Origin of the sequence: Streptomyces sp. NPDC003456, assembly GCF_042878735.1 — a bacterium.
Classification (GTDB): domain Bacteria; phylum Actinomycetota; class Actinomycetes; order Streptomycetales; family Streptomycetaceae; genus Streptomyces.
Window position 1 is genome coordinate 364,992 of the sequence record NZ_JBIAOK010000001.1, and the last position, 24,410, is coordinate 389,401.

20 protein-coding genes are annotated in these 24,410 nt (G+C 68.3%); 6 read left to right on the forward strand and 14 right to left on the reverse strand.

What is annotated here, in order from left to right:
* Positions 1–894 precede the first annotated feature (894 nt).
* From tgmA to ACFYWG_RS01305, 3 genes are all read right to left on the reverse strand, one after another.
* On the reverse strand, positions 895–1,086 hold the full coding sequence (tgmA, locus tag ACFYWG_RS01295; RefSeq protein ID WP_376330243.1) for a putative ATP-grasp-modified RiPP: 192 nt from the start codon (positions 1,084–1,086) through the stop codon (positions 895–897).
* Between the two features lie 277 nt (positions 1,087–1,363).
* Positions 1,364–2,716 carry a GH1 family beta-glucosidase gene (locus tag ACFYWG_RS01300; protein WP_389198500.1) on the reverse strand — a complete coding sequence of 451 codons (1,353 nt, stop codon included), beginning with the start codon at positions 2,714–2,716 and terminating at the stop codon, positions 1,364–1,366.
* Positions 2,717–3,047: 331 nt separating this feature from the next.
* On the reverse strand, positions 3,048–3,962 hold the full coding sequence (locus ACFYWG_RS01305; protein ID WP_389198502.1) for a helix-turn-helix domain-containing protein: 915 nt from the start codon (positions 3,960–3,962) through the stop codon (positions 3,048–3,050).
* Between the two features lie 390 nt (positions 3,963–4,352).
* Here ACFYWG_RS01305 and ACFYWG_RS01310 point away from each other — a divergent pair, with 390 nt between their 5' ends.
* From ACFYWG_RS01310 to ACFYWG_RS01320, 3 genes are all read left to right on the forward strand, one after another.
* A complete protein-coding gene (locus tag ACFYWG_RS01310; RefSeq protein ID WP_389198504.1) occupies positions 4,353–5,318 on the forward strand; it encodes a hydroxyacid dehydrogenase in 966 nt (321 codons plus the stop codon).
* 533 nt (positions 5,319–5,851) lie between these two features.
* Positions 5,852–6,919 (forward strand): glycosyl hydrolase, encoded by a 1,068-nt coding sequence (locus ACFYWG_RS01315; protein ID WP_389198506.1) that lies wholly within the window; start codon positions 5,852–5,854, stop codon positions 6,917–6,919.
* Positions 6,920–7,021: 102 nt separating this feature from the next.
* Complete coding sequence (locus tag ACFYWG_RS01320) at positions 7,022–8,368, forward strand: ADP-ribosylglycohydrolase family protein (protein WP_389198508.1); 1,347 nt, start codon at positions 7,022–7,024, stop codon at positions 8,366–8,368.
* 62 nt (positions 8,369–8,430) lie between these two features.
* Here the strand turns inward: ACFYWG_RS01320 and ACFYWG_RS01325 are convergent, their stop codons facing one another.
* Positions 8,431–9,066 (reverse strand): TetR family transcriptional regulator, encoded by a 636-nt coding sequence (locus ACFYWG_RS01325; protein WP_389198510.1) that lies wholly within the window; start codon positions 9,064–9,066, stop codon positions 8,431–8,433.
* A gap of 227 nt (positions 9,067–9,293) precedes the next feature.
* Here ACFYWG_RS01325 and ACFYWG_RS01330 point away from each other — a divergent pair, with 227 nt between their 5' ends.
* Complete coding sequence (locus ACFYWG_RS01330; protein WP_389198512.1) at positions 9,294–10,670, forward strand: hypothetical protein; 1,377 nt, start codon at positions 9,294–9,296, stop codon at positions 10,668–10,670.
* 135 nt (positions 10,671–10,805) lie between these two features.
* Here the strand turns inward: ACFYWG_RS01330 and ACFYWG_RS01335 are convergent, their stop codons facing one another.
* Both ACFYWG_RS01335 and ACFYWG_RS01340 read right to left on the reverse strand, forming a co-directional pair.
* The gene (locus ACFYWG_RS01335) at positions 10,806–11,552 is read right to left on the reverse strand and encodes a TetR family transcriptional regulator (protein WP_389198514.1); all 747 of its coding nucleotides are present in this window, start codon (positions 11,550–11,552) and stop codon (positions 10,806–10,808) included.
* 677 nt (positions 11,553–12,229) lie between these two features.
* Entirely contained in the window at positions 12,230–12,808 is a 579-nt protein-coding gene (locus ACFYWG_RS01340; RefSeq protein ID WP_383507926.1) for a hypothetical protein, read from the reverse strand.
* 852 nt (positions 12,809–13,660) lie between these two features.
* Between ACFYWG_RS01340 and ACFYWG_RS01345 the strand changes: the two genes are divergently transcribed.
* Positions 13,661–14,131, forward strand: coding sequence for an ATP-binding protein (locus tag ACFYWG_RS01345; protein WP_389198516.1), 471 nt, complete (start codon positions 13,661–13,663; stop codon positions 14,129–14,131).
* Between the two features lie 108 nt (positions 14,132–14,239).
* Positions 14,240–14,959 carry a GntR family transcriptional regulator gene (locus ACFYWG_RS01350; protein ID WP_383507920.1) on the forward strand — a complete coding sequence of 240 codons (720 nt, stop codon included), beginning with the start codon at positions 14,240–14,242 and terminating at the stop codon, positions 14,957–14,959.
* A 35-nt stretch (positions 14,960–14,994) separates the two neighbouring features.
* Here the strand turns inward: ACFYWG_RS01350 and ACFYWG_RS01355 are convergent, their stop codons facing one another.
* The 8 genes from ACFYWG_RS01355 to ACFYWG_RS01390 form a co-directional block, all read right to left on the reverse strand.
* Positions 14,995–15,957 (reverse strand): hypothetical protein, encoded by a 963-nt coding sequence (locus ACFYWG_RS01355; protein WP_389198519.1) that lies wholly within the window; start codon positions 15,955–15,957, stop codon positions 14,995–14,997.
* A gap of 309 nt (positions 15,958–16,266) precedes the next feature.
* Positions 16,267–16,983: a GntR family transcriptional regulator gene (locus tag ACFYWG_RS01360; protein ID WP_385415859.1), complete on the reverse strand. Its 717-nt coding sequence runs from the start codon at positions 16,981–16,983 to the stop codon at positions 16,267–16,269.
* A gap of 77 nt (positions 16,984–17,060) precedes the next feature.
* The gene (locus ACFYWG_RS01365; protein WP_389198521.1) at positions 17,061–18,128 is read right to left on the reverse strand and encodes a (Fe-S)-binding protein; all 1,068 of its coding nucleotides are present in this window, start codon (positions 18,126–18,128) and stop codon (positions 17,061–17,063) included.
* On the reverse strand, positions 18,125–19,504 hold the full coding sequence (locus ACFYWG_RS01370) for an FAD-binding oxidoreductase (RefSeq protein ID WP_389198523.1): 1,380 nt from the start codon (positions 19,502–19,504) through the stop codon (positions 18,125–18,127). The genes ACFYWG_RS01365 and ACFYWG_RS01370 overlap by 4 nt, the downstream gene beginning before the upstream one ends.
* 241 nt (positions 19,505–19,745) lie before the next feature.
* Complete coding sequence (locus ACFYWG_RS01375) at positions 19,746–20,486, reverse strand: ribonuclease activity regulator RraA (protein WP_383507907.1); 741 nt, start codon at positions 20,484–20,486, stop codon at positions 19,746–19,748.
* Positions 20,483–21,316 (reverse strand): SDR family NAD(P)-dependent oxidoreductase, encoded by an 834-nt coding sequence (locus ACFYWG_RS01380; RefSeq protein ID WP_383507903.1) that lies wholly within the window; start codon positions 21,314–21,316, stop codon positions 20,483–20,485. The genes ACFYWG_RS01375 and ACFYWG_RS01380 overlap by 4 nt, the downstream gene beginning before the upstream one ends.
* A complete protein-coding gene (locus ACFYWG_RS01385) occupies positions 21,313–22,473 on the reverse strand; it encodes a mandelate racemase/muconate lactonizing enzyme family protein (protein WP_389198526.1) in 1,161 nt (386 codons plus the stop codon). Before ACFYWG_RS01385 ends, ACFYWG_RS01380 begins: the two co-directional genes overlap by 4 nt.
* Positions 22,461–24,410: a dipeptide ABC transporter ATP-binding protein gene (locus ACFYWG_RS01390; RefSeq protein WP_389198528.1), complete on the reverse strand. Its 1,950-nt coding sequence runs from the start codon at positions 24,408–24,410 to the stop codon at positions 22,461–22,463. The genes ACFYWG_RS01385 and ACFYWG_RS01390 overlap by 13 nt, the downstream gene beginning before the upstream one ends.

Sequence of the window (24,410 nt, forward strand, 5' to 3'; positions counted from 1 at the left end):
AGGCGCTATCGGACGGCATTGTCCAGGGCAGGTGTCCCGAGGCTGTTGATGACAGGCCCAAGGCACCGGTTGTGCAGTGACCAGCGCCGCCTTCTTGACCGAACGGGACACTTCGAGTCGCCGGCTTTGACGGCGCTGCGACATCGTGGGCAGGTGGAATAGAACAGGAGCGATGTCGTGCCCATGAGGCCTTATGGCACGACTATGGAACGACCGCTTGTGGCGGCCACGTTGACGCACTTTCGGCGCATGTGCCGGGAAGTGCGGGCACAGCCAGCCCTTGCATACGCTGCCTCGACTGATGCAAGGCGGCAGACTGAATCACCTTTTCGCTGCAGAGGTGACGTCCGGCTCAGGCTACTTGCAGGCATTCCGGCCGATGGCCGCCGACCCGCATAGTCGGCCATCTGGTATGCCAGCATGCCAGAATGTCGATTGAGGGCGCAAGCTTCAGGGGGAGTTCACTTGACCTCTGTCGCGCGCTTTGCAGCTGACAGAGAAGGCACCAGGGCCGAGCCTGGTCGCCTGTCATGCATCCGGCGTTGGGCGACCCTCGCCGGTTGCGGCCTGGCACAGTCGCCGCAAGGAACCGTCACCCGCGCGACAGCGGCCGGCCTCCTCAAGCGGTCCCACAGTCGCCCGCCGGGGGTGCGCACCCAGTAGTCGTCGCCGAAGGCCCACCCTCACCTCCCGTCTGCCGGACCATCACCGCGCCGGCGCAGGCACCGAAATCTCGCAGCACCAACTCGACGGCGATGCGGGGGCCGCCTCCGGGCGCATGCTCTCGATCATCCGGTCGATGCTCCGCGGGCTGTGTGCTCGCCGACACCCGCCATGCAGGCTGCTGCCCTCAAGTGCTGCCACCGTCACTGTGTGCCTCAGCTCAGTGTCATGTCAGTCATCGAAGTGCGTCTTCGATCCTGCTGTCGAAGTGGTCGTGCCCGTGACCCTGAGCAGCTCGAGGTCGTCGACCACGAAGGTTCCGTCCGCCAGGACGTTGAGCTGCAGCGTTGGGTCATAGGTATAGGCCGGCAGGTCCTCGAAGAGCCGGACATCCTGTGCGTAGGCGAGCAGAAATGGCCCCATGCTTGTCACCCCATCGGCGAGTTGCTCCCAGTCGCTTCTGAGTGGAGTACGTAAGTGACGCATGTCTGTATCACCTTGAGACGCGTATCACGCTCATGCGCATGTCTGACGGTACGTCGGTCAGTGGTTGGTCGCAGGGCCCGACGAGTTACGCAGTCAGTTGGGAACGCCGAACTGAACGTCGGGTCGCAGTCCGCCTGAGAGCGACGCGCACTGCTCCAGCGGTCCTCGACCACCTCGCGCCAAGACCTCCGGCTCCGCCCGGCGAGTGGGGACGTCAGGCGGAAGGAGCCGTCGCTCTGCGATGTGCGGCGATGAGTTGTGCGTAGCGGTGACCACTTGCCTTGATGGTGCGTTGCTGCGTCTTGTAGTCGACGTGGACAAGCCCGAAGCGCTTGTCGTACCCGAAGATCCACTCGAAGTTGTCCATCAATGACCAGGCGAAGTAGCCGTGCAGGGGTGCTCCCCGTCGTACGGCAGAGGCGGCGGCCTCGAGGTGACGCTCCAGGTAGGCCACGCGGTCGGGGTCGTGCACCGTGCCGTCCTCGGCGACCTGGTCGTCGTAGGCCGAGCCGTTCTCGGTGATGAGGAGGGAGGCGGGAGCGTACTCGTGGTGCAGCCTCATCAGCAGCTGCTCGAGGCCGTCGGGATGTACTTCCCAGTCCATCGAGGTCGTCGGGGCGCCCGGGACGGGCACCACCCGGTACGAGGGAGCAGGGAGCTCGGGAGCGTCCTGGATGATCTGCCGGAAGTAGTAGTTGACGCCGAGGTGGTCGAGAGGGGTGGCGATCGTGTCGGAGTCACCGACCCGCTCGGGCAGGTCGACGCCGTACACCTCCAGCATGTCGGCCGGGAATCCGCGACCGTGAACGGGATCGAGCCACCAACGGTTGTTGTGTCCGTCGGCGCGTCGCGCGGCGTCCGAGTCGTCGTCGGTGGCGGGTTCGCAGGGCGTCAGGTTGACGACGAGTCCCACGTTGGGCTTCAGCGCTGCGTGTGACCGCAGGGCCTGGGCGGCGAGGCCGTGTCCGAGCAGGAGGTGATAGGACGCCCGCACGGCGTCACCCAGATCCTTCAGCCCGGGTGCCAGGACGCCTTCGAGATGCCCCAGCCACGCCGAGCACAGGGGCTCGTTCAGGGTCGCCCAATCCTGTACCCGGTCTCCCAGCACCTCGGCCACCGCCGCGGCGTAGTCGCCGAAATGCTCGGCCGTGGAGCGTTGTGGCCATCCACCGGCGTCCTGGAGCGCCTGCGGCAAGTCCCAGTGGTAGAGGGTGACATAGGGGCGGATACCGGCTTCGAGCAAGCCGTCCACGAGCCGGTCGTAGAAGGCCAGTCCCGCCCGATTGACGGGCCCCTTGCCCAGGGGGCGGACCCGCGGCCAAGAGATCGAGAAGCGGTAGTCGCTCACGCCCAGGTTCCGCATGAGTGCGATGTCGTCCCGCCACAGGTGATAGTGATCGCAAGCCACGTCACCCGTGTCGCCGTTGGCCACCACGCCAGGAACATGACTGAACGTGTCCCAGATCGACGGGCCTCGCCCATCAGCGTCGACGGCCCCCTCGATCTGGTAGGCGGCGGTGGACACTCCCCAGCGGAAGGCAGGGGGGAAGGACGGGATGGATGGCACGGAGTCACTCCTCGTGGATGGGGTTGGGGGGGGGTGCGCTGTGGTCACCGCTGTACGGAGGAATGCGAGGTCGAGTGCCTCCCCGAACGGCACACGTCTGCGTACACAACCCTCGGCCCTGTACTGCTCCGACCCGGAGTCGAAGCGCGCCGCCCACTGGTCGACACCATGAAATCGCCGCGGTTCTGCAGGATCCTCCTTCTGGCCCCTTCGTCCTTCCAGGATCCTCGGATCGTGGCGGTTGCCGGTCCGGGCAGCGCGTCTTTGAGGCTCGACGGGCCGACGTGCGGGTCCCCGCAGCGTCCTTCGGACCGAATCATGGCCTCAGCGTTCAGAACCAGCCACTGCGGAGATCGGCTTCGGTGGTGGCCCGCGCCTCGGCAGGATCGACTCCGGCTGTCTCGGTCGACGGCCTATTGCTGCGGTGAGCGCGGCGGAAGGTGCCCGGCGAGGTTCCGCAGACCTCGGTGAAGCTCGAGTAGAAGCTGCTCTGAGAGCCGAAGCCCACCGCTGTCATGATCTCGGAGATGGGCAACTCCGTCGTGATGAGCAGGCGTTGCGACTCCGCTATCCGGCACTGCGTGATGCGGGCATTGATAGTGGTCCCCAGGACCTCCTTGAACAGCGACATGGCGTAGTTCGGATGGAGCGGCACCACGCTTGCAATGTGCTCGACGGTGATGGACTCACGGAAGTGAGCAGCGATGAACTCCGCCATCCGCGCGGCGTGCTCCACCGAGCGATGACCGCTGGGCTCGTCCGATCCGAGAACATCGTCCAGAGCACCGTGGGTGAGTCTGCGGAGCCGCGCTTCGATCTCGATTTGGCAGATGCGGTGCAGTTCCGCGTCCTCCGTCGACAGGTCCCGTTGCCAGCGCCTCAGCAACCCGGCGTCGTCCCGGTAGCACTCGCTGAGGTTGGCCCGCATTAGCTGACCGCGCAGGAGGGCCCGCACGCCGGCCGACGGCAACCGCCAGCCCAGGTACATACGAAGAGGCACGGTCAGCCAGTACATGTGAGCCAAAGGTCTGACTTCGATCAACTGATGGGGAATCGCCGCCCAGAAGGCGGTCAACTCGCCGGGTGACACGACCATACGGCGCCCTCCGAGCAGGTAGACCAGTTCGGATTCCATGGCGAGGTTGACTTCTACGTCGTCATGCCGGTGGGCGCGGGTCATCTCCGTCGGCGTCCCGTACCAGCAGGCCAGCATCGAGACGTCGTTCCGCGGGGGCAGCGTGTCCATTCGAGAATCCTGGAAGGTCGGAGGAGCCCACAGGAGGCACCTGGAGATCGGCAGGAGTTGTATGGCGGTCGAGCGTCCGCAGTCGTTCATCGACGGTCGCGCGGATCGACTGACCTGGAGGGCGCAGCCCAGCGCACGGCCGTATCGCTTCGAAAAAGTACATGACAGGGGCGGACGCCAGGAAGGCCCAGGTGCCGCGCGGAGGGCGGCTCCGGCCCTTCACCTGGGCCGGTGGGCGAACCGTCACGGCTGTAGCTACGTACACAGTCCGCTGTTTGAGGTATCGCGGATGCGTGACTCTCACGAAGCGCTCCCAGCGGGAGCGCGGAACCTCCTGAAGGAGAACCGGTGACACGTCGTCTACGCGCCGCCCTCGCCATGGGGCGGGACATGCCGGACAAGTTGTTCAGCCACGCCGACAGGGCACGCATGGAACGCCTCTGCAATCTCACCTCCATCGTACTCACCGACTTCTGCAGCGCCGAGGCGATCCGTGTGCTCGGCGACATCGACGTACTCATCACGGGATGGGGAGCACCGGTCGTCGATGAGCACGTGCTGGACCGGGCTCCCTCGCTCCGTGTGATCCTGGACGTCACAGACTGTGCGAAGTCCCGTGTCGACCGCGTGTGTTGGGAGCGGGGGCTGACGGTGACGACGGCGGCGGACGCGAACGCCCGGCCCGTCGCCGAGTACACGCTCGCCTCGATCCTCCTGGCGGGCAAGAACGTACCGGCCCTCAGGCATCGTTACGCGACCGAGCGGCGGGCCCTGGATCTGGCTGCCGACCACCCGGACATCGGCAACGCCGGCCGAAGCGTCGGGATCGTCGGAGCCTCCCGCGTCGGGCGGCGCGTCCTGGACCTTCTGCGGTGGCACGACCTGACCGTCTTCGTGTACGACCCCTCTCTCGATCCCGCTGTCGCCACGGCGCTCGGTGCCCACGCGGTCACCCTCGAGGACCTGCTCGTCCGCAGCTCGGTGGTCAGCGTCCACGCTCCCGAGGTAGCGCAGACGGACCACCTGCTGGATCGGCGACGCCTCGGCCTGCTCGGCAACGGCTCGACGCTGATCCATACGGCCCGGCCCGCTCTGGTTGATTTCGCGGCGCTCACCGACGAGTTGGTGTCCGGTCGTATCAACGCCTTCCTCGACGTCACAGAGCCGGACGTACCACCCGCGGGGTCCCCCCTCTACGAGCTTCCCAACGTGGTGCTCACCCCTCACCTCTCGGGCCCTCTGGGAAACGAGCTGACACGTCTGGGTGGTTCGGTGGTGGACGAGCTTCAACGACTCGCGCAGGGGTGCCCTCTTCGCTGTGCGGTGTCACCGGCGGACCTCGATCACATCGCTTGATGTCCGAGGCACTGAGGACCACCACGGTCCTCCGCGGCCACCGGCCATCCGTCATACGGAGGATGCGGGAAGGTCGCAGGAGCCAGCAGGAGGAATCCGCAGTGGAACAGCGGTTACATGGCAGTGGCCGACGATCTCCACCGGTCGTCGCCGGGTCGGCCGAGCCCGACGTCCCCGAAGAGGCCCGACCGTAGCGGAGACTCAGACCTGTGGGGAGAGCGGACGACTCGCTGGGTGGGCACGGCGTCCGCTGCGTACCGAACCTGACGCGGTACAGCCCCACCGGGGAACCGGGGGGAGATGCCGCATCGCGGCATCTCCCCCCGCGACCGTGCGCGAACGCGCCCTGCCGATGTCAGCACGGGAAAGGTGAAGCCTTGAGCCATGGCGAGACAGCAGTGACCTCAACAGCTCACGTAGGAGAAGTCAGGTTCGGGGTGAACTACGTCCCCAGCAGGTACTGGTGGTATTCGTGGCTGGAATGGGATGCCCCATCGATACTCGACGATCTGAGGGCCATAGCAGGCCTCGGAATGGATCACATCCGCGTGCAACTGCTGTGGCCGGTTTTCCAGCCCGACCCGTCCGTGATCAGTCCCACGGCCCTGGAGCACCTGCGCGAGTTGCTGGACCTGGCCGATCACCCCGACGTGTCGCTGGACGTCTCCGTCTGCGTACTCGACGGCTGGCTGAGCGGCTTCTCCTTTCTTCCGGCGTGGCTCACGGGCCGCAACATGATCACCGACCCTGATGTCGTGCGCGCACAGCTCCTCCTGCTCGACGCCCTCGCGGAGCATGTCGGGGACCACCGCCGATTCCTCGGTTTCGACCTCGGCAACGAACTCTCGGTGCCCAACCCGGATGTTCCCGCAGAACAGGGGGACCAATGGGCGTCTCGTCTTCTGGAGCATTGCGAACGCATCGCACCCGGCCGCTTCCACGTCAACGGTGTCGACAACCAGCCGTGGTTCGAGGCCCGGACGTTCACCCCGGCGGCGACCGCCACCTACGGCAACGCCAGTGTCCTGCACACCTATCCGTACTGGACCGGCGCGATCAAGCGTTACGGGCCGGAGGGCACCGGGGTCCTGCATCTGGGCGAGTACATGGCCGAGCTCGCCGAGGCCTTCTCCCCCGTCCGTGGCCGACCGAAGTGGCTGCAGGAGTTCGGCGCCTCCCCCGTGGAGCGGCCGGCGGACTCGATCCCGCAGTGGGCGACCACTTTCGCACGCAACACCCTTTCGTCGGCCGGCCTGTGGGGCTGCACCTGGTGGGGCAGTCACGACATCGACCGCCGCTTCAGCGGCTTCGTCGAGTACGAGTACGACCTGGGACTGCTGACCGTCGACAACGACGTCAAGCCGACGGGCGCCCGGCTCCGGGGCCTGATCGAGGAACTACGCCGTACACCGGTGCAGCCCGTGACCCGGCACGTGGCGCTGGTACTGCCGGACTCACGTGAGCTGGGACTTGAGGTGGCCGACCACTTCTTCGCCCTGATCGACCAGGGAGTCCGGCCTGCACTGGTCACGGCCGACAAGGCGGACGACCTGGCGCATCTGTCCGACCGCGGGATCACTCGACTCACGTACGTCCGATGAGTCCCCCGCACTCGCCGTTGCGTCACGCGATCGGCGGGGACGCCCGGCGCATGTGCCGCTCCTGCCGTGACCGATCACCGCTCCATGCCGCGAGGAGGCTCCATGTTCGCCCCGTACCCCGTGCTGCACCGCCAAGTGCGCGCCATGCTGCGAGACAAGGAGGAACAGGGCCGGGACGTCACCGGCCTGGCCGTCCGGCTGGAGCGCCTGCCGGACGACTACCAGGCCATCGCGGACCTGGCGGCAGCCATCGACGCTGCACCGATGCGCGAGGACTGGCCGTACGTCGAACCGAGCGACCTGGACGGTATCCGTGCGGAGCAGGCCCCCACCGCCGAGGAGCACCCCGCACCCCTCGACTCCGCAGTGGCGGAGCGGGCACGGGCGGGCTTCCTCGGCTCGGTGGCCGGATGCATCCTGGGCAAGCCGGTGGAGGTCATGCCGACCCTCGACGAACTGCGGGATGCCCTGCAACGGGTGGGCGAGTGGCCGCTGCGGGACTACATCCCCTCGCGGCTGTGCAGCGACGGAGGCTTCCGCGCCTTCCACCCCGACTGGTCCGCGACGGTCCGGGAGAACATCACCCACGTCGCTCCGGACGACGACATCAACTACACCCTGCTGGGCATGCTGGCACTGGAGCGGCACGGAGCCGACTTCACCAAGTCCGACCTGTGCCGTCTGTGGCTGGAGAACATCCCCCTGGGCTACACCTGGGGCCCCGAACGCACCTTCCTGACACGCCAGGGGCTGGCCATGGGCCTGGACGACTGGCCGGTGATCGAAGAGGAGGCACTGGCCACGATGCCGGCCCGGCTCAATCCCGGTGATGAGCGGTGCGGTGCCATGATCCGTGCCGACGCCTACGGGTACGCCTGCCCGGGCCGCCCTGGCCTGGCCGCCGAACTGGCCTGGCGTGACGCATCGTTGACGCACCGCGCCAACGGCATCTACGGCGCGATGTTCGCTGCGGCCGCCATCTCCGCCGCATTCACCGCCGGCGGCCCGCTGGAGATCTTCGCCACGGCGTTGCGGTACGTGCCGCAACGCAGCCGCTTCCACGCCGTCGTCAAGGACTCGCTGGAACTGGTGGCCGGGGCCCAGGACTGGCTCCAGGGCTATCGAGCCATCCACGGCCGGTACGCCGGCTACGGCCACTGCCGGGTCTTCCAGGAGAGCGGGACGCTGATCAACACGCTGTGCTTCGCCACGGACGTCGGTGACGGGATCTGCAAGCAGGTCAGCCAGGGCAACGACACCGACAGCTACGGTGCGACGGCCGGCTCCATCCTGGGTGTGTACTTCGGCCCTGGACATCTGGAGGAGCGCTGGACCGCCCCCTTCCGCGACGTCCTGCACACCCGGCTGGCCGGGTTCCACGAGGTGTCCCTGAAGGCAACCGCCGACCGCATCGCCGCACTCCCCGCACGTGTCCTGGGTCAGGGGTGATCGCTGCTGGGGGTCGGGCGCTCACGCTGCGCGCCCGACCCCCTGGCGCGCGGCCCGCATCTCTATACGGCGGCGTCCGAGTACGGCATGTTCAGAACGGCACACAAGGTGCGTGTCACTCTCCCCGGTACATCGTCGGAGGGCGGTGCGGGTAGCAGCATGTGACTGAGCGTCAGCCGCACCACGACATCCGCCGCCTCCTCCCGCTGCCCGGCCGTGGCCTGCGGAGCCACCTCTCCCAGCCAGGCGACCATGAGGCTCTTCGCGGAGGAGAAGACCGGGTCGGGGCGGCTCGTCAGGAAGGGGAGCAACGCATCCGTCCCGCCACGGGCCGCCGTGAGCACCGCGCCGATGAAGGGGTTGACGGATGCCTCGGCGAGCGCGTGCGCGACGCCCTTGCGGATGGCAGTGGCAAGGTCGTCGCGATGCTCGTCCAGCACGGCCGCAAGTCCCAGCAGGAACCGTTCGGTCTCCCGTTCCACCAGGGCTCTGCCGATTCCTGCCCGGTCGCCGAATTCCTTGTAGATCGAAGGCCTGGACACCTCCGCCCGCCCCGCCAGATCGGCGAGCGTGACCCGGTCCCAACCCTCCTGCGCGGCGAGCGTCCAGGCCTCGTCCAGCACACGCTCGCGCATCTGACGGCGCCAGGCGACACGCGGCGGATCCGGACGTTCAGCGGAGTCGGTGCCCATGCTCATGTGCGCAGTCTGTCAGTGCAAGCACTCGCTCGACCAGTGACCTCCGGACAGAAGCCGACGGCTGTGCGAAGCAAGGCAACTCACCGCTGAACTTCATGTCGCAGCGTGCACAAGGAGGTTCTACGCCGCGTGACTTGCTGGCATAGTGTCTCGAAACCGCCGGGTGAGCGGACTACATCCGCCCCCCACATCACATCGGCGCCTTCCACGTCTTCACGGGATTGCCTATGACCGATCACGAAGCGCCACATGCCGATCCGCACCGTCCGTCCGGGGCGTCCGACGCGGAGCTGGTCACTTACCTGACCCTCGGCGCTCCGTCCGCTTCCCACGCGCTGCAGGTGCTTCGCTCCCGGCACAGCTCCGCGTTGCTCCATTACGCACGCCTCTGCGCAGCGGATGAGCGCTTCGCGCTCCAGCTGTGCCGGCAGACGATCTCCACCGCCGCTCAAGCCGCCGTGGCCGGCCGGGTGGAGTCCAGGGCCGTCCGGCACAGCCTGCTGCTTCTGGTGCAGAACCTCGCGGCGGAATGGAATTTCGACGAACGGCAACAGCGTCTGGACCCTGCCTTCACCCGCTGGCTCCGCGAGTTCGGTGACGAGCACACCTGGCAGCCGGTGCATCACCGCGGGGCCGGCAATCACCTGCTGCGGGCCTACTGGCAGCTGCCGCAGATGCAGCAGGAGATACTCTGGCACGGAGAAGTCGAGGTGAGCGGCCGGGAACTCGCCTGCGCCTGTGCCGGCATCACGGTCGCGGACTTCGAGTACCAACGCGACCAGGCTCTGACAGCGCTTCGTCGCGGCTACCTGGAGACGTACGGCGCTGGATGCGGCGACTCGGAGTGCAGGGGCTATGTGCGCATCCTGGACGCCCAGGCACGTAGATCGGTCCCCGGTACGAGCCCTGAGTTCGATGCGCACCGAGCCGACTGCGCGGGATGTGACCACGCACTGACCGAACTCACCACGCTGTACGAGGCTCCGCGGCTGGCCCTGATACCGGCGCTCATCGGCTATGCGGGGACCCGCTACATCGGACGGCGTGCGACCCCTGTGCCCGCGGTGGCGGCTGAACCGGACGCCGTCGTCAGGCCCTCCTCGCCACGCCGCCCCCGCCTCGTGGTGCCTGTGACGATCACTGTAGCGGCGGCCACTCTCGTCGTGGGCGCTGCGCTCAGCCTGCGCGCTTCTGAGCGACCGCCCGCCGAGAGCGGGGAACGGCCTCCTTCCGCCACCACGTCCCAGGTCCCCGAACCGAGCCCGCCCCCCAGTTCCGGTCCGCCGTCCTCGACTCGGCCGACCGAAACCGAGCGGACGGTGCCGAGTCGTCGGGCGCCTGTCACTTCGGCGACGTCGAGGCGTCCCCCGACGCCGAGTGACGGACCCTCCCGCAAGGCCTCCAGGACCGCCGAACCGAAGCCGGAACCGACGGCTGTCTGCACCACCTACTCATCGTCGTCGGGCAACGGCGGTCAGAGCAACACGGTCGTCATCGAAGCGGACGGTGGAGTGTCCATCTCCTCACAGCAGATCTCAGGGTCCGGCGGGGGCAAGAGCGTCAGTGTGGTCATCCGGTGCACTGGGTCGGGCGGCGACGAGTAGCTCAAGGCCGGGTCAGCTCGGCCACGCCGGTCGCGACGGCAACAGCCGCGGTCGCCGGAGGGATCGTCGCCCTCAGGCGAACGCTGCTGCGTCTCGGCCGGCGGCCCCGGTCCCGATGCCTCGGCCCTGCGGCGGTCAAGGGGTGCGGCAGTTCCCCGCCACGGCGTCGGCATGAGCCGACGACACGGGCCGCTGTGCCCCGCTCGTCGCCGACCGGTCCATCAGTGCCAGGACGAGGGAGGAGAGTCGCCGGGCGGTGCTCGGCGGGTCCCATCGCGGCAGAACGAGGTGACTGATGGTCATGCGCACGGTCATATCGGCAGTGAGTTCGATGTCTTCCGCGTCGGCGTCCCGATGGTTCACCCGCAACCACTCGCCCAGCAGCGCCTGGCCTTCGTCGAACACCGGGTCGGGGCGGGCCGTGAGGTAGGGCAGGAGACTGTCCGAACCTCGGCGCGCAGCCGACACCACTGCACTCACCAGAGGATTGCGCTCCGCCTCGGTCAGAACGTAGAGCATCGCTGCTTCCAGAGCACTGCGGGCATCGCCCGGAGTGGACTCCAGCCGCTCCGCCACACCGCGCAGCAGGTGCCCGGATTCCTGCGTCACCAGGGCTTGTCCCAGACCGGCCCTGTTGCCGAACTCCTTGTACACCGAGGGACGTGACACTTCCGCGAGCAAGGCCACTTCCGCCAGGCTCACATTCTCCCAGCCTGAGGTGCAGGCGAGCTCATGTGCCGCGCTGAGTATGCGACGCCTCATGTGCTTGCGCCAGGCCACACGGGGCGGGTCGGGCCGCTCGGGAGCCCGGGAATGCCGGGAGGACTCACCAGAAGAGGGTGAGTGGCTCATGTGGAATGGATTCCTCACGTCGTGGGCCATCACCGCGGCCGGTACGAGGAGCGCACAGGAGAGGGTGCTCGGTGAATGAGCCGCTCCGGCAGGTGCGCAGGGCGGGTCCTCGCAGCAGATGCAGTGCGGCGGTCACCCGCAGGCCTCTGGTGTGCATGGATGTGGCACAAGATTCGTGTACCGCCGCCCTTCCGACAAGAGGTGACGGTAGTCAACTTTCTGATGCCTCATCACGTTTGAGCAGCATCGCTCATGCGCGTATGCCTCAGTCCTTCGAGGCGAAGCCTCACCTCCATAGTCATACAGTCCGAGCCGGCACCGAGACACCGCCACCGGACTGCCCACCCTCTGACGCGCCATCAGAACGTTGCCACGTGATCAGCCTATGAACGGGATCAGCGGAGTGCGACACTGGTCCGACCGCCAGGCCAGGCGCCCCCAGCCGGCTGAGAGCGATCAGCGTGCGGCAAGTCCAAGCCGTTCGAGGGGGCCGGCGAACCGGGCCGACCGGCCCGCCGGAGAGCCCCGAGAAGGCAGGGCTGACAGGCAGGCAGGGCGTGCGAAGCACACTGCCTCGTGCCGAGTGCGCCGACCGCGGCGCCGCGGAGAGGGTTCCCCATCAGCGGGGACAGGCACGGATACTCGGCGGCTCTGTGACGTCAAGAATGATCCTGCGCGCGGGACGGACGTCCTCCGGTGCGCGGGAGTCACGCGGTGCGAGCAGGCTCCGCCCCGGCCGTCTCCTGGCGAGCGGACGGAATGCTGTAGAAGACCGATGAGCCCTGCTTCGTGCGCTCGGCCCGGTTGCGTGCGACCAGGTTCTCCAACGCCCCCCGCACGACGGGGATGGAGGCATTGCGTTCCGGATGCCTCTCAGCGATCACGGCTGCGACCTCGGCGGCGGCTGTCGGCGCGCCCTGCTCGACGAGACAGTTCTCCACGAGCTCGCGCAGCGTGGGGCTCTGTCGCTTCCCCCGGCCGCCGTCGCGAGGTGAGCGGTGGGCCCCTCGACTCCGCGGCACGACGCCCTGCGGGCGGGAGTGTGCCGATTCCGAGACCTTGGCCGTATTGCCGGTGGTACCGCTCCCAGAAGGGCCTCCGGTCAACGCCGTCGATTTCTCGACCGTCAGCTCCAGCGCCTCCTGCACGTTGCGCAGCACGCTGAGGTCCGTCTCAAGCGCTTCAAGCCGGGCACGCAGCAGCGCCAACTCCTCCTCATTGCGGGAAATGTCGGCGGCGACCTGTGCGGCGTACTGACCCTTCAACGTGTTGTCCGTGTCGGACATGGCACCTCGCTCCCCTACTGAACAATGTGGGCGGAGCATACTTAACCAAACGACTGGACCTTTTGCCCAGAGGGCATTGTTGTGCTAGCCACTGCACGCCTCAGGTCGGCTCCGTCTTTGCGACTGCTTCGGGGATCGGCTTCGAAGTCTTGTTCACCCGGGCTCCGTGGAGCGCATGACCAGGGACGTGCGTTCGTGTGCAACTCTGGTGAGTTCCGCGGCCCCTGAGAGGGCGACTCGTACGGGTGCGAAGTTATCCGAAAAATTGGGCGTCGCTCCTGCGTGGCCGACAGGTCGAACAGACGGCCTGTCAGAGACGCACTGCACCAAGGACGGGGCAAGGAGTGCAGCCCGAGAGAAAGCGACGGCGGCAGCGGGATCGTCGTACTGGTCGGGGGCGGCATCCGGCAGGGGAGAACGACCGCAGTGCGGGAGGGACCGGCGAAATCATGAGCGACTGAAGACCACGCTTTCACCGAAGCACCCGGCGAGGAAATTCAGCCCTGACAACCTTCAATGCCCGATTCAATCAACGGGGACTCCGGCTATCCAGCTTCTTAACGATTGCCTCAAAGGGTTCCCGGCACAAGAAAGCCATTCACCATTGCGGAAAACGTGAAAACACATATGCAAATCTCACGGCTCTCCCTCATCGAGATTACCGGCTTGATCGAGGACTTCCGGCCGGGAGACGTGGCTTCTCATGTCTTGCGCGTCAGCACACCATGCTGACATATTGGTATACCAACATGCCAGAGATCAGGACTCCTACCCACCCCTCGGGTGGCGTACCAGAGGAGACCGCACGCATGCCCTGAGAGCGCGCGCACGACCGTCATATGGGAGACCCGCATGTTCATCAGTAACAACCTGCGCACATGTCCTGGGCAGGGAAGGACGACCGAGCCACAGGGCGGCACAGGGGGCTCGGCCGCCCGGGAGGACTTGGTGTGCGAGTTCAGCCTGCGGTGCGAGCGGGAGGCGGTACCGGTCTCGCGAGAGATCACCCGTCGTCGGCTGAACAGGTGGGCCTGCGGCGGCGAGGCCGTCGAAGCCGCTTGCCTGGTCGTCTCCGAACTGGTCACCAATGCCGTAGTGCACAGCGGTGGAACCCACGTCGACGTCCACGTGCACCGGACCCCTGGGGCACTCCGGCTCGAGGTCCGTGACGACGGGCACTGGCACCGCGGTGCGGAGGCCGTCCCGGGCGAACTGACCGAGTGCGGCCGCGGGCTGACCATCGTCACCGCTTGCGCCGCGAAGTACGGTCACAGCACCACAGCGGCCGGCACCACCAGCTGGGCCGTGATCACAGCTTCATGACCCGCCGAGGAAGCCACCGTCCCGCGCAGGTCATGGCGCGCTGCGGACGAGCACTCGCCGCGATCTGGGGCCCTTGCCTAGGAAGCGCAGGTATACCACGATGCTCATATGCCGGATAGCAACGCTCTGCCGCAGGAACCGACGATGATCCCGCCCGCTTCGGTGGTCCTGCCGCCTTTGCGTCAGCCGGTCTCACGCACCGACCGACTGCGGGAGGCCTTGCGGCAGGCGATCCTGGACGGGGCACTGCCCCCCGGTAAGGCTCTGGTGGAGCGGGAGATCGCCGAGATGTACGGCGTGTCCAAGACGCCGGTCCGAGAGGCGCTGAAGCAGCTGCACTCAAGCGGCCTGGTCGTGATCAACGCCTATCAGGGGGTCAGTGTCCGCCGACCCGATGACGCGCTGGTCCGGGAGCTCTACACAGCCCGGGCCCAGGTCGAGCCGTCCGCCGTGGCCATGACCGCCGCGCGGCTGGGGCCGCGCCGGCACGATCGGGCGCGAGCGGCCCTCCTGGAAGCGAACGCCTTGATGAAGTCCGGCGCGTCCAGTGGCCTCGGAGCCGCCAACCGCCGCTTCCATCGCGAGTTGTACCAGGCGTGCGGCAACACCTTCCTCATCAACTTCCTGGACCAGTTGCAGGACCTGACGGCGTTCGTCGCGGGCCTGGGCTGGCGCCTGCACGCCACCTTCGAAGTCGAGGCCGCTGAGCACGCGGCGATTCTGGAAGCAGTCGAGGCGGGCGAGGCGGACGTGGCGGAGACGCGTTGCCGCGAACACATTCTGTCCGCTGAGCGGAAGCTGGAGGGTGTGCTCAAGGAACACTCCTGAGGCGTCGGGCGGAGGTACCCATGCCGGGGGGTGTGTCAGAGAAGCATGGCCACGGCTGCGGCTGCGGCTGCGACAAGGGCGAGCAGAGCCAGGACCGCCGAAATGTGCAGGAGGTTCGCATGAGCGTCGGCGGTTTGCTCGGCAGCAGGTGGGGCCGTGTCGCTCGGCCCGGCCTCGGCCGGGCCGGAAGCCTCGTCCTTCATGCGGCCGACCGCGACGACTCTCTCCAGGGCCTTCCGGGCGACGGACAGCGGAAGCCGCTCGCTGATCGATACGCGTGTCAGTCCGGCAGCCGTCAGTTGCAGGGAACGGAGCGCTCGGGTGTCGACGTATGTGCAGTGGTGGCCGGCGCCGCGCTCCCGCTGCTGTGTGGCCCGCGCGAGCGCCATGAGAGTCGTACCGAGGTCATAGATGTCGGCGTTCTCGGCCTGCTCGGGGCTTTCGGCGAACCCGGGTACCGTCGACGCACCGGTGGTGGCTCCGTAGCAGACGGCGCGCAGCGTGGAGCTCACTCCGAAGTCCGTCAGCCGTACTCGATCATCGCTGTCGATCAGGACGCACCACTGGTCCAGGCCGCCGTGGAACAGCTCTGCGGCGTGCGCGCCCTCGAGACAGGCGATGAGGTTCACGGCCACTGTCGCCGCCCGCAGACCGCACAGGTGGATGCCGCCTCCCGCCAGTTCACCCAGGGTCTGCATGGAGCCGCATCGCGTGACGGTCCACAGGTGTCCCTCCTCGACGAACGCGTCGCTCGGACGAACGATGAGGTTCCCCTCGGCGATCCGGCCGTAGCCCGTCCGCTCGCACAGCTGACGCGACAAAAGGCGTTGCAGGGAGGCGTCCAAATCGCTCGGCACCGTGTGGCACCGCATCAGTACACGGGTTTGCTGTTGCGTATCCCATGCGTGAACGGGCGCCTGCCGCAGGGGTCTCTCCGCCGGCTCGACGATGTATCTGCCCGAGTGCAATGCGTGTGGAGGAACGAACGGAGTGGTCATCTCTTCCTCGCCTTCACCTCTTCCACGGCGCTCTTTCCGCCTCGACATCTCGGGGGGGGAGACAGGCAGTGAGCGAGAATGCGCGTGGTTCACGTCGCAATGAGGTTGCCCGGTGGACGTTTCCTGCCTCTGGGCTGTGACGGAACCGTAGCGCGCTTTCCGTTGTAAAGGGTGAGGTGGAGCATCACCTTAAGGTTCCCCTGAAGGAGAGCTCAGTTGCCGCTCACGATCGGGACGCCGATGGCGTGCTCTGTGGGGTGAGCACGCCACCGTCGACTCGGTCGCTCGGCGCGGCAGGGCAGCGACGGTTCACTCCGTTCCGAGCGTCCGCGCCACGTTCCGCTCGGCTGTGCGGATGTGTTGCAGAGTGAGCCGCTCCGCGAGCTCGGCATCGCCTGTCTCCACCGCATCCAAGATGGCCGCGTGTTCAGCCGCCTCCTCCTCGAAGGTCGCTCGCACCCGCCAGCCCAGTCCGGCGACGAAGGCTGTCAGATCCTGCAACTGGTCGAGGAAGTCACAGAAGAAGGTGTTGCCGCACTCGCGGTACAGCTCGCGGTGGAAGCGCCTGTTCGCCGCCCCGAGCCGGTCCGTCTCGCCCGCGCCGATGAGCGCCGCCGCTTCCTCGAAGGCCTGGCGGGCACCCGCGTTGGGACCTGATCCCGACCGCAGTGCGGTCATACCGACCGCACAAGGTTCAGCGCTGGCCCGGGCTGTGTAGAGCTCATGGACCAACTGCTGGTCCGGGTGCCTGACGCTGACACCCTGATATGCGTTGGTGACGACCAGACCCGTCGAGTGCAGCTGCTTGAGAGCCTCCCGCACCGGGGTCTTGGAGACGCCGAGCATCGCGGCGATCTCACGTTCCACGAGCGCCCGTCCGGGCGGGAGGGTCCCCTGCAGGATGGCGTGCCTCAGCGCGTCGCGCACCCGGTCCGTGCGGGAGGCCGGCCGGCGCAACGGCGGGAGGCCGACAAGGGCGGGGACGTCTGATGGTGCCGGTGAGGCGGCATCCATGGGAGTCGACATGGTGGTATGGTGGTATACCAGGTGGCAAGTTGCAAGCTACATCGACACACGTCTCAGCATCTGGCTGAAACTCGCACTCAGGTACGCATGGCCAGCAGTTCGGCGAGGTGGACAGCTCGTACGGAGGAGCGACGGCGGCGCAGGCCGGTCTGCAACTGCCGCAGGCAGCCCGGGTTCACGGCGACGACGTAGTCCACCTCGGCGGCGATGATCTCGTCCACCTTGGCGTCCAGGATGGTCCGGGAGTCCTTCGGCCGCAGCAGCGAGTAGGTCCCGGCCGCGCCGCAGCACGTCCCCGCGGACGGCAGTTCCACGTAGTCGGCGATCTGCGCGATCAGCGACCGCGGCTGTTCGACGACGCCCAGTCCGTTGCGCAGGTGGCAGGAGTCCTGCAGAGCCACCCGAGCCCTGCGCCCGGAGATGGTCACCTCGCCTGTGAAAGCGGCCGCGTCCACGTAGTCCGACAACTCCCGCACCCGCTCACGTCCCAGTGCGGACGCGAGGTGCGCGGCACATCCGCCCGCCGTGGTCACGATGGTTCCCGGCAACTGCTCACCGAGGCGGTGGGCCAGTTCCTCCCCCTGCGCCAGGTCCCCGTTGTGGGCGTGCAGCGCCCCGCAGCAGCCCTGGTCACTGGGCACATACAGGTCCGGCAACTGCTCCATCACCTGTCGGCTGACCGCCGGGTAGAGGATGCGCTCGTAACATCCCAGCATGAGCGAGTCCTGGCCCTCAGCGGGTCCGGAGGTCTTACGGCGCGCGGTGCGAGCGGCCCCCCGCAGGACGCCGAGCACGCGGATGGCGGTACCACGGCTCGCGAAGAAACTCAGGAGTGCCGCGAGCCAGGGACGCTTGCGCCCCTGCCACTGATGGTCCCGCCACTGCTCCAACAGGCTGCCATACTCCACTCCCGCGGGACACACCGGCTCACACGCCCGGCACCCCAGGCAGAAGGACGCCTCCTCGGTGAGCGTGGGGTCGTCCTGAGGCAGGTCGCCGCTCTCCAGGGCACGCATCAAGGTGATCCGGCCCCGCGGGGAGGACGCCTCGTCGCCGGTCTGCGCGTACGTGGGACACGCCGGCAGACAGAAGCCGCACGAGATGCAGCGGGACAACTGGTCGGCGTTGAAGATCGGGTCGCTCATGAACCAAGCTTTCCGGGATTGAGGATGCCGGCCGGGTCGAACGCGGTCTTGAGCCGGCGCAGCAGACTCATCTGTGCCGTTCCGAGCTGCTGGGCCAGATACGGGAGTTTCGCCGCGCCCACGCCGTGTTCCCCGGTGATGGTGCCGCCCAGTTCGATGGCGGCGCTGAAGATGTCCTGGAAGGCGTGCTCGGCTCGTGCCACGGCCGCCTTGTCCTCCGGCGAGTCCAGTACGCACGTGGGGTGCAGATTGCCGTCCCCGGCATGCCCGAACGTCGCGATCCGGACGTCGTGCTGCCGCGCGATCGAGTCGATGCGTTCCACCATCTCGGCGATGCGCGGACGCGGCACGGTGGCGTCTTCGAGGATGGTGAGGGATCCGAGCCTCGACAGAGCGGGCAGGGTGCAGCGGCGTGCTGTCAGGAGTGCCTCGGCCTGGGCGATCTGCGCGGCTGTGGTGATGTCCAGGGCTCCGGAGGCCGCGCAGGCGTCACTCATGCGCGCGAGCGCCTGCTGTGTCGTCCCCGTGTCGCCGTCGTCCCCGAACAGCAGCAGCGCGCCGGCGTCCGTGCGCAGGCCGAGGCCGGCGAAGTCCTCCACGGCGCGGATGCAGGCGTTGTCGAGGAACTCCAGGGTGGCCGGCAGCAGTCCGCCGGCGATGATCGAGGCCACGGCCCGTCCGGCGTCGGCCAGGGTCGGGAAGTAGGCGACCCCGGTTCCCGTCTCGGCGGGTGCCGGCCTCAGGGCGACGGTGGCCTCCGTGATGACGGCCAGGGTGCCTTCGGAGCCGGTCAGCAGACGGGTCAGGTCGTAACCCGCGACATCCTTGCTGAGTCTGCCGCCGGTGCGGATCACTTCGCCGGTGGGCAGGACGGCTTCGAGGCCCAGGACGTAGTTCCGGGTGACGCCGTACTTGAGCCCGCGCAGTCCTCCCGCGCAGGTGGCGATCATGCCGCCGACCGTCGCGACGGAACGGCTGCCCGGGTCGGGGGCCCACAGCAGGTCCTCGTCGGCCGCAGCATCGCCCAGGGCGTTGCTGGTCACGCCCGGCTGCACGCGGGCCAGCAGTTCCGAGGGGCTGAGCTCCAGGATGCGGTCGAGACGGGTCAAGGACAGCACGATGCCGCCGTGGAGGGCCACGGTCGCAGCGCACAGGTTCGATCCCGCGCCGCGCGGGACGACCGGGACACCGTGCCGGGTGGCGAGGCGCAGTACCGCCGCCACCTCCTCCGTGTCGGCGGGGAAGACCACCGCTTCGGGTTGCCGGAAGAAGAGCGGGGTGGCGTCACGGCTGTAGGGCGCGAGATCACCGGGTGTCTCGCGCAGATGGTCGGGGCCGACGATGGCCCGCAGTTCCTTGAGAAGGGCTTTGTCCATGAATGGGTTCTCCACGGCCGGTCGTGCGGGCGGGATCGCTCGCACGACCGGCGGGATGTTCGGAGCCGGAAGGTGGACGGGTCGGCGATGAGGATCGGTGCGCCATGCACCGGCGACTCCCCGTGGCTGATCGCGACTCGGGCACGCCTGAGCCGCCCAGGGGCGCAGGGGAGGCCGGACACGCCGGCCGGGTCGCAGGGCTCGACGACGTACTCAAGCGCGACGCGTCACCGGGCCGGACTCAGTTGCTGGGGACCTCGACCCGGCCACGCTGCCGTTCGTAGGCCTCCAGGGTCTGCACGTCCGCGGGGTAGGTCCCGCGCAGGGGAGCGCCTTCGGCGACTCGCTGCTGCAGGTACGCCTCCAGTTCCTCCTGCTCCGCGGCCGCTTGGGCGATGACGGGGACCATGTGCCGGGGAACGCAGACGACTCCGTCGCCGTCGCCCACCATGATGTCGCCCGGGTACACCGGGACCCCGGCGCAGCCGATCGGCACCTGCAGGTCCACCGCGTGGTGCAGCGCCAGGTTGGTCATGGCGGCCGCTCCGGTGCTGTAGACGGACAGGTCGAGCTGGCTGATGCCCTCGATGTCCCGCAGCGTGCCGTCGGTCACGACTCCGGCTGCCCCGCGGGCGGCCAGGCGGGTGAGGAGGATGTGGCCGGCCGAGGCGGCGCGGCCGTCGCCCCGGCAGTCCATGACGAGGACCTGGCCGGGGCCCACGAGTTCGACGGCCTTGCGCTGCGGGTGCTCGTGATCGTTGAACACCTCGAGTACGTCGACGTCCTCGCGGGCGGGGATGTAGCGCAGGGTGAACGCCTCGCCGATCATGCGGGGCGCGTGCGAGCTCTGCGGTCGCAGCCCCGGGAGGTAGGTGTTGCGCAGCCCGTACTTGAACAGCTGAGTGGTGATGGTGGCGGTGCTGGCGCGGCCGAGCGCGGCCAGGTCGTCGGGGTCAAGCGGGGACTGCTGCGTCTGGGTCATGAAGTGCGTCCTTCAACGGGGTGAGAGGGCTGGGGGGCAGGGGAGGAGGCGTCCAGTGCCGGATCGGTTCCCGCGGGGCGGGCCTGAGCCGTCAGGCCACCGTCCACGGTGATGACTTGACCGGTCACGTACGCGGCGTCGTCGGAGGCGAGGAAGGCCACCACGCCGGCGACGTCGGCGCCTGTGCCGACCCGGCCGGCCGGGACGGGCCGGGCCCGCGCTCGCTGTTGTTCGGGGCTCAGGGCGTCGAAGCGGTCGTTGGCGATGGCCCCGGGGGCCACGGCGTTCACCCGGACGCCCCGGGGTGCGAGTTCCAGGGCCATGGCACGGGTCGCGGCTTCCACGGCCCCCTTGCTCGCGTCGTAGGGGACACATCCCCGGTGTGCGCGGGTGGCGCCGACGGACGAGATGTTGATGATGCTCGACCCGGCGGGCATCACGCGTGCTGCGGCGACGGTGCAGAGGAACACACCGCGGGCGTTGACGGCGAAGCTGCGGTCCCAGTCGTCCGGATCCAGCTCCAGCAGGGCGGTGCGGCCCACCATGGGCACCGCGGCGTTGTTGACGAGGACGTCGAGCCCGCCGAGTTCCGACCGCGCCCGCGCGACGAGGGCTTCGGCCTGTGCGGCGTCGGAGACGTCTCCCGGGCAGGCGGCCGCGCGGACGCCGCGTGCGCGCAGTGCGGCAGCGGCGGTCTCCGCGCCTTCGGCGTCGTCGCTGTTGATCCCGACGGCCGCGCCTTCGTCTGCGAAGCGCTCGGCCAGGGCGAGTCCGATGTTGCGCGCACCGCCCGTGACCAGTACCGCGCGGCCTGCGAAGCGGCCCGTCACGACTGTGCCTTCCGGTCGACCACGGCGTCCGCGTCCGTCTTGGCCCAGGTGAGAGGTGAGGCGGACACCTGCACCAGCTCGGGGTCCAGCTTCATGCCCAGTCCGAGGCCGTCCGGGACGCCCAGTCGCCCGTTGGTGTACGTCACCGGCTGCTGCACGACGTCCCGGGTGTAGAGCAGAGGGCCCACGGGGTCGCTGGGCAGGGTCGCGGCGGGCATGGCCATGGCAACGTGGGCCGCGGCTGCGGTGCCGATCGACAGTTCCTGCGTGGTGCCGATCAGGCAGGACTTGCCTGCCGCGTCGGCGATCGCGAAGATGCGGCGGGCCGGGGTGATGCCGCCGATGGCGATGACGCTGACGTTGAACACGTCCACCGCGTCCGCCGCGACGAGGTCCAGGGCCCACCGATAGCTGTAGACGTGCTCGCTGATCGGGACCGGCATACGGTCACGGGCGTGGGCGAGGCCCCGGACGTCGTGGTTGGGGGCCGGCGCCTCCACCAGATCGAACCCGACGTCGTACACGCGGTCCACGAAGGAGCATGCGGCCTTGGAATCCAGGAGGTTCGAGAAGTCCAGGGACTTGATGTTCATCCGGTCGCCGAAGCGCTGACGCGCGGTGCGGAGGAACTTCTCGTCCAGCTTCAGGTCCCGGCCCACGTACACCCGGAAGTACTCGAAGCCTTCCGACAGACGTCGCTCGACCATGGCCAGATTGCGCTCGACCTCCTCCTCGTGCTGCTGGCGGAAGATCGGGTAGGCGATGGGCACCGACTCCCTCACGGCACCGCCGAGCAGGTCGCAGACGCGCAGGCCGAGGATCTTCGCCGACAGGTCCCAGACGGCGATGTCGACGCCGCACTTGATGGCGCGGCTCTTGTCGTAGATGTAGCCGGCCTGGGGGAAGTTGGCCTCCAGACGCCGCTCGATCTCGGTCAGGTGCAGCGGGTCGAGCCCCACCAGCATCTCGTTGAGCGTGGACTCCAGTTCCGGCACGTCGAAGTGGAAGCGGGGAAGGTGCTGGAGATCCGACATCTCCCCCAGGCCGACCAGTGCGTCGTCATCGGTGAAGAGCTCGACCAGCACGTGCCCACACGTGATGCTGTTGTGGCGGGGGGTGTTGATCGACGTGAGCCGCACCTGGGTTATCCGGGCCATGCGGCGCTCCTTTCCTCGTCTCGGGACGACGCCGGTGCGACACCGTCCCGGTGGCTGTCGGACGTGGCGTCCGCGGCCGTGCGTGGTCCGCCTAGGCCGGCGGGATGGCCCGGCGCCATGGACAGCAGTTCCTTGGTGTACTCGTGCCGCGGGGAGTCGTAGATGTCCTCCGCCCGGCCTTGCTCGACGATCTGTCCCTCACGCATCACGGCGATCCGGTGGGCGACCGAGCGCACGACTGCGAGGTTGTGGGTGATGAACAGGTAGGCGATGCCGTGTTCGGCCTGCAGGTCGGCCAGCAGGTTGAGCACCTGGGCCTGGATGGACACGTCCAGGGCGCTGACGGCCTCGTCGCAGACGATCAGCCGGGGACGCAGGGCCAGCGCACGGGCGATGGCGATGCGCTGACGCTGGCCGCCCGAGAACGCCGACGGGTGCCGGTCCAGAGCCGCCGCGTCCAGCCCGACGTCGGCGAGCAGCCGCGCGAGGTCGGCTTCCCCGTGCTCGAGGCCGTGCACGCGCAAGGGCTCGGCGAGGGTCTGCCGGACGGTCATCCGCGGGTCGAGGCTGGCGTAGGGGTTCTGGAAGACCACCTGCACTTCGCGCTGGAGTCTGCGCCGTTCGCTCGGGCTGGGCCTGTCGACGTCGATGCCGTCGTAGCGGACAGCGCCCGCGCTGGGCTTCTCCAGACGCAGCAGCATCTTGGTGAGGCTGGTCTTGCCGGAACCGGACTCCCCCACCAGGGCCAGCGTCTCCCCGGGCGCCACCGTGAGGCTCACCCCGCGCACAGCTTCGACATGCCGGGTGACCCGGCGCAGCAGACCGCTGCGGATCGGGTAGCGCAGGTCGACCGCGTCGAACTCCGCCAGCACGTCGTCGGTGGTGCGGTGACTCGCGGGCGCCGATGCCGGTCCGGTCAGGTGCGGCCTGTCCTGAGCCACCTGCTCGGCGGGCAGCACCTGCCGTCCGGTACCCGCGTGCACGCATGCCGCGCGGTGGTCGTGGCCCAGCTCGACCAGGGCGGGGGCCTGCTCGGTACAGGAGTCGACGGCGACGGGACATCGCGGCGCGAAGGAGCAGCCGGGAGGGCGGGACGCCAGGTTGGGCGGCTGGCCGGTCACCGAGGTGAGGCGCTGGCGGGCCGGCGCGTCGACTCGCGGTGTGGCCGCCATGAGTGCCTGGGTGTACGGCATCTGCGGATCGCCGAGTACCTGGGCGGTGGGCCCGGACTCCACGACACGCCCGGCGTACATGACGCAGACACGGTCGGCCTGCTCGGCCACGACTCCCAGGTCATGGGTGATGAGGATCAGACCCATGTCGAGTTCGTCGCACAGGGACCGGAGCATGGACAGGATGCCCGCCTGCACGCTGACGTCGAGCGCGGTGGTCGGTTCGTCGGCGATCAGCAGTCGCGGACGGGCGGCGATGGCGAGGGCGATGGCGGCGCGCTGGCGCATGCCGCCGGACAGCTCGTGCGTGTACTGGTTCAGCCGGCGTTCCGGTTCGGTCAGCCGTGCCTGCGTGAGGGCCTCGATCGCACGCTTGCGTGCCTGGTCCCGCGAGAGCGGTTCGTGGGCGCGCACCGCGTCCATGATCTGCGTGCCGATGGTCAGGAGTGGGTTGAGCGCCGAACTGGGGTCCTGGAACACCATCGCGACGTCGGCACCCCTGACGGCGCGCCAGCCGGGGCGGTCGAGCTGACGGAGGTCCTTGCCGTCGAGGACGATGCTGCCCGTGGTGGTACAGGTCGGTTCCTCGGGGTTGAGTCCGAGGAGGCTCAGCGCGGTCACGGTCTTGCCGGACCCGGACTCCCCCACGATCGCCAGGACTTCACCCGCGTCGACGTGGAGGGACACGCTCTCGACCGCCCGCGCGGGCGGTCCGTCCGGCGGTTGGAACGTGACACCTAGATCGGTGACTTTCAGGAGACTCAT

Bases quoted from the DNA above. Each gene is read 5' to 3' on its own strand.
- ACFYWG_RS01305 (WP_389198502.1), bottom strand. From the start codon at position 3,962: ATGGACACGCTGCCCCCGCGGAACGACGTCTCGATGCTGGCCTGCTGG.
- ACFYWG_RS01385 (WP_389198526.1), bottom strand. From the start codon at position 22,473: ATGGCCCGGATAACCCAGGTGCGGCTCACGTCGATCAACACCCCCCGC.
- ACFYWG_RS01340 (WP_383507926.1), bottom strand. From the start codon at position 12,808: ATGTCCGACACGGACAACACGTTGAAGGGTCAGTACGCCGCACAGGTC.
- ACFYWG_RS01325 (WP_389198510.1), bottom strand. From the start codon at position 9,066: ATGAGCATGGGCACCGACTCCGCTGAACGTCCGGATCCGCCGCGTGTC.
- ACFYWG_RS01345 (WP_389198516.1), top strand. From the start codon at position 13,661: ATGTTCATCAGTAACAACCTGCGCACATGTCCTGGGCAGGGAAGGACG.
- ACFYWG_RS01365 (WP_389198521.1), bottom strand. From the start codon at position 18,128: ATGAGCGACCCGATCTTCAACGCCGACCAGTTGTCCCGCTGCATCTCG.
- ACFYWG_RS01370 (WP_389198523.1), bottom strand. From the start codon at position 19,504: ATGGACAAAGCCCTTCTCAAGGAACTGCGGGCCATCGTCGGCCCCGAC.
- ACFYWG_RS01315 (WP_389198506.1), top strand. From the start codon at position 5,852: ATGGATCACATCCGCGTGCAACTGCTGTGGCCGGTTTTCCAGCCCGAC.
- ACFYWG_RS01390 (WP_389198528.1), bottom strand. From the start codon at position 24,410: ATGAGTCTCCTGAAAGTCACCGATCTAGGTGTCACGTTCCAACCGCCG.
- ACFYWG_RS01350 (WP_383507920.1), top strand. From the start codon at position 14,240: ATGCCGGATAGCAACGCTCTGCCGCAGGAACCGACGATGATCCCGCCC.
- ACFYWG_RS01360 (WP_385415859.1), bottom strand. From the start codon at position 16,983: ATGTCGACTCCCATGGATGCCGCCTCACCGGCACCATCAGACGTCCCC.
- ACFYWG_RS01375 (WP_383507907.1), bottom strand. From the start codon at position 20,486: ATGACCCAGACGCAGCAGTCCCCGCTTGACCCCGACGACCTGGCCGCG.
- ACFYWG_RS01330 (WP_389198512.1), top strand. From the start codon at position 9,294: ATGACCGATCACGAAGCGCCACATGCCGATCCGCACCGTCCGTCCGGG.
- ACFYWG_RS01320 (WP_389198508.1), top strand. From the start codon at position 7,022: ATGTTCGCCCCGTACCCCGTGCTGCACCGCCAAGTGCGCGCCATGCTG.
- tgmA (WP_376330243.1), bottom strand. From the start codon at position 1,086: ATGGGGCCATTTCTGCTCGCCTACGCACAGGATGTCCGGCTCTTCGAG.
- ACFYWG_RS01310 (WP_389198504.1), top strand. From the start codon at position 4,353: ATGCCGGACAAGTTGTTCAGCCACGCCGACAGGGCACGCATGGAACGC.
- ACFYWG_RS01335 (WP_389198514.1), bottom strand. From the start codon at position 11,552: ATGGCCCACGACGTGAGGAATCCATTCCACATGAGCCACTCACCCTCT.
- ACFYWG_RS01355 (WP_389198519.1), bottom strand. From the start codon at position 15,957: ATGACCACTCCGTTCGTTCCTCCACACGCATTGCACTCGGGCAGATAC.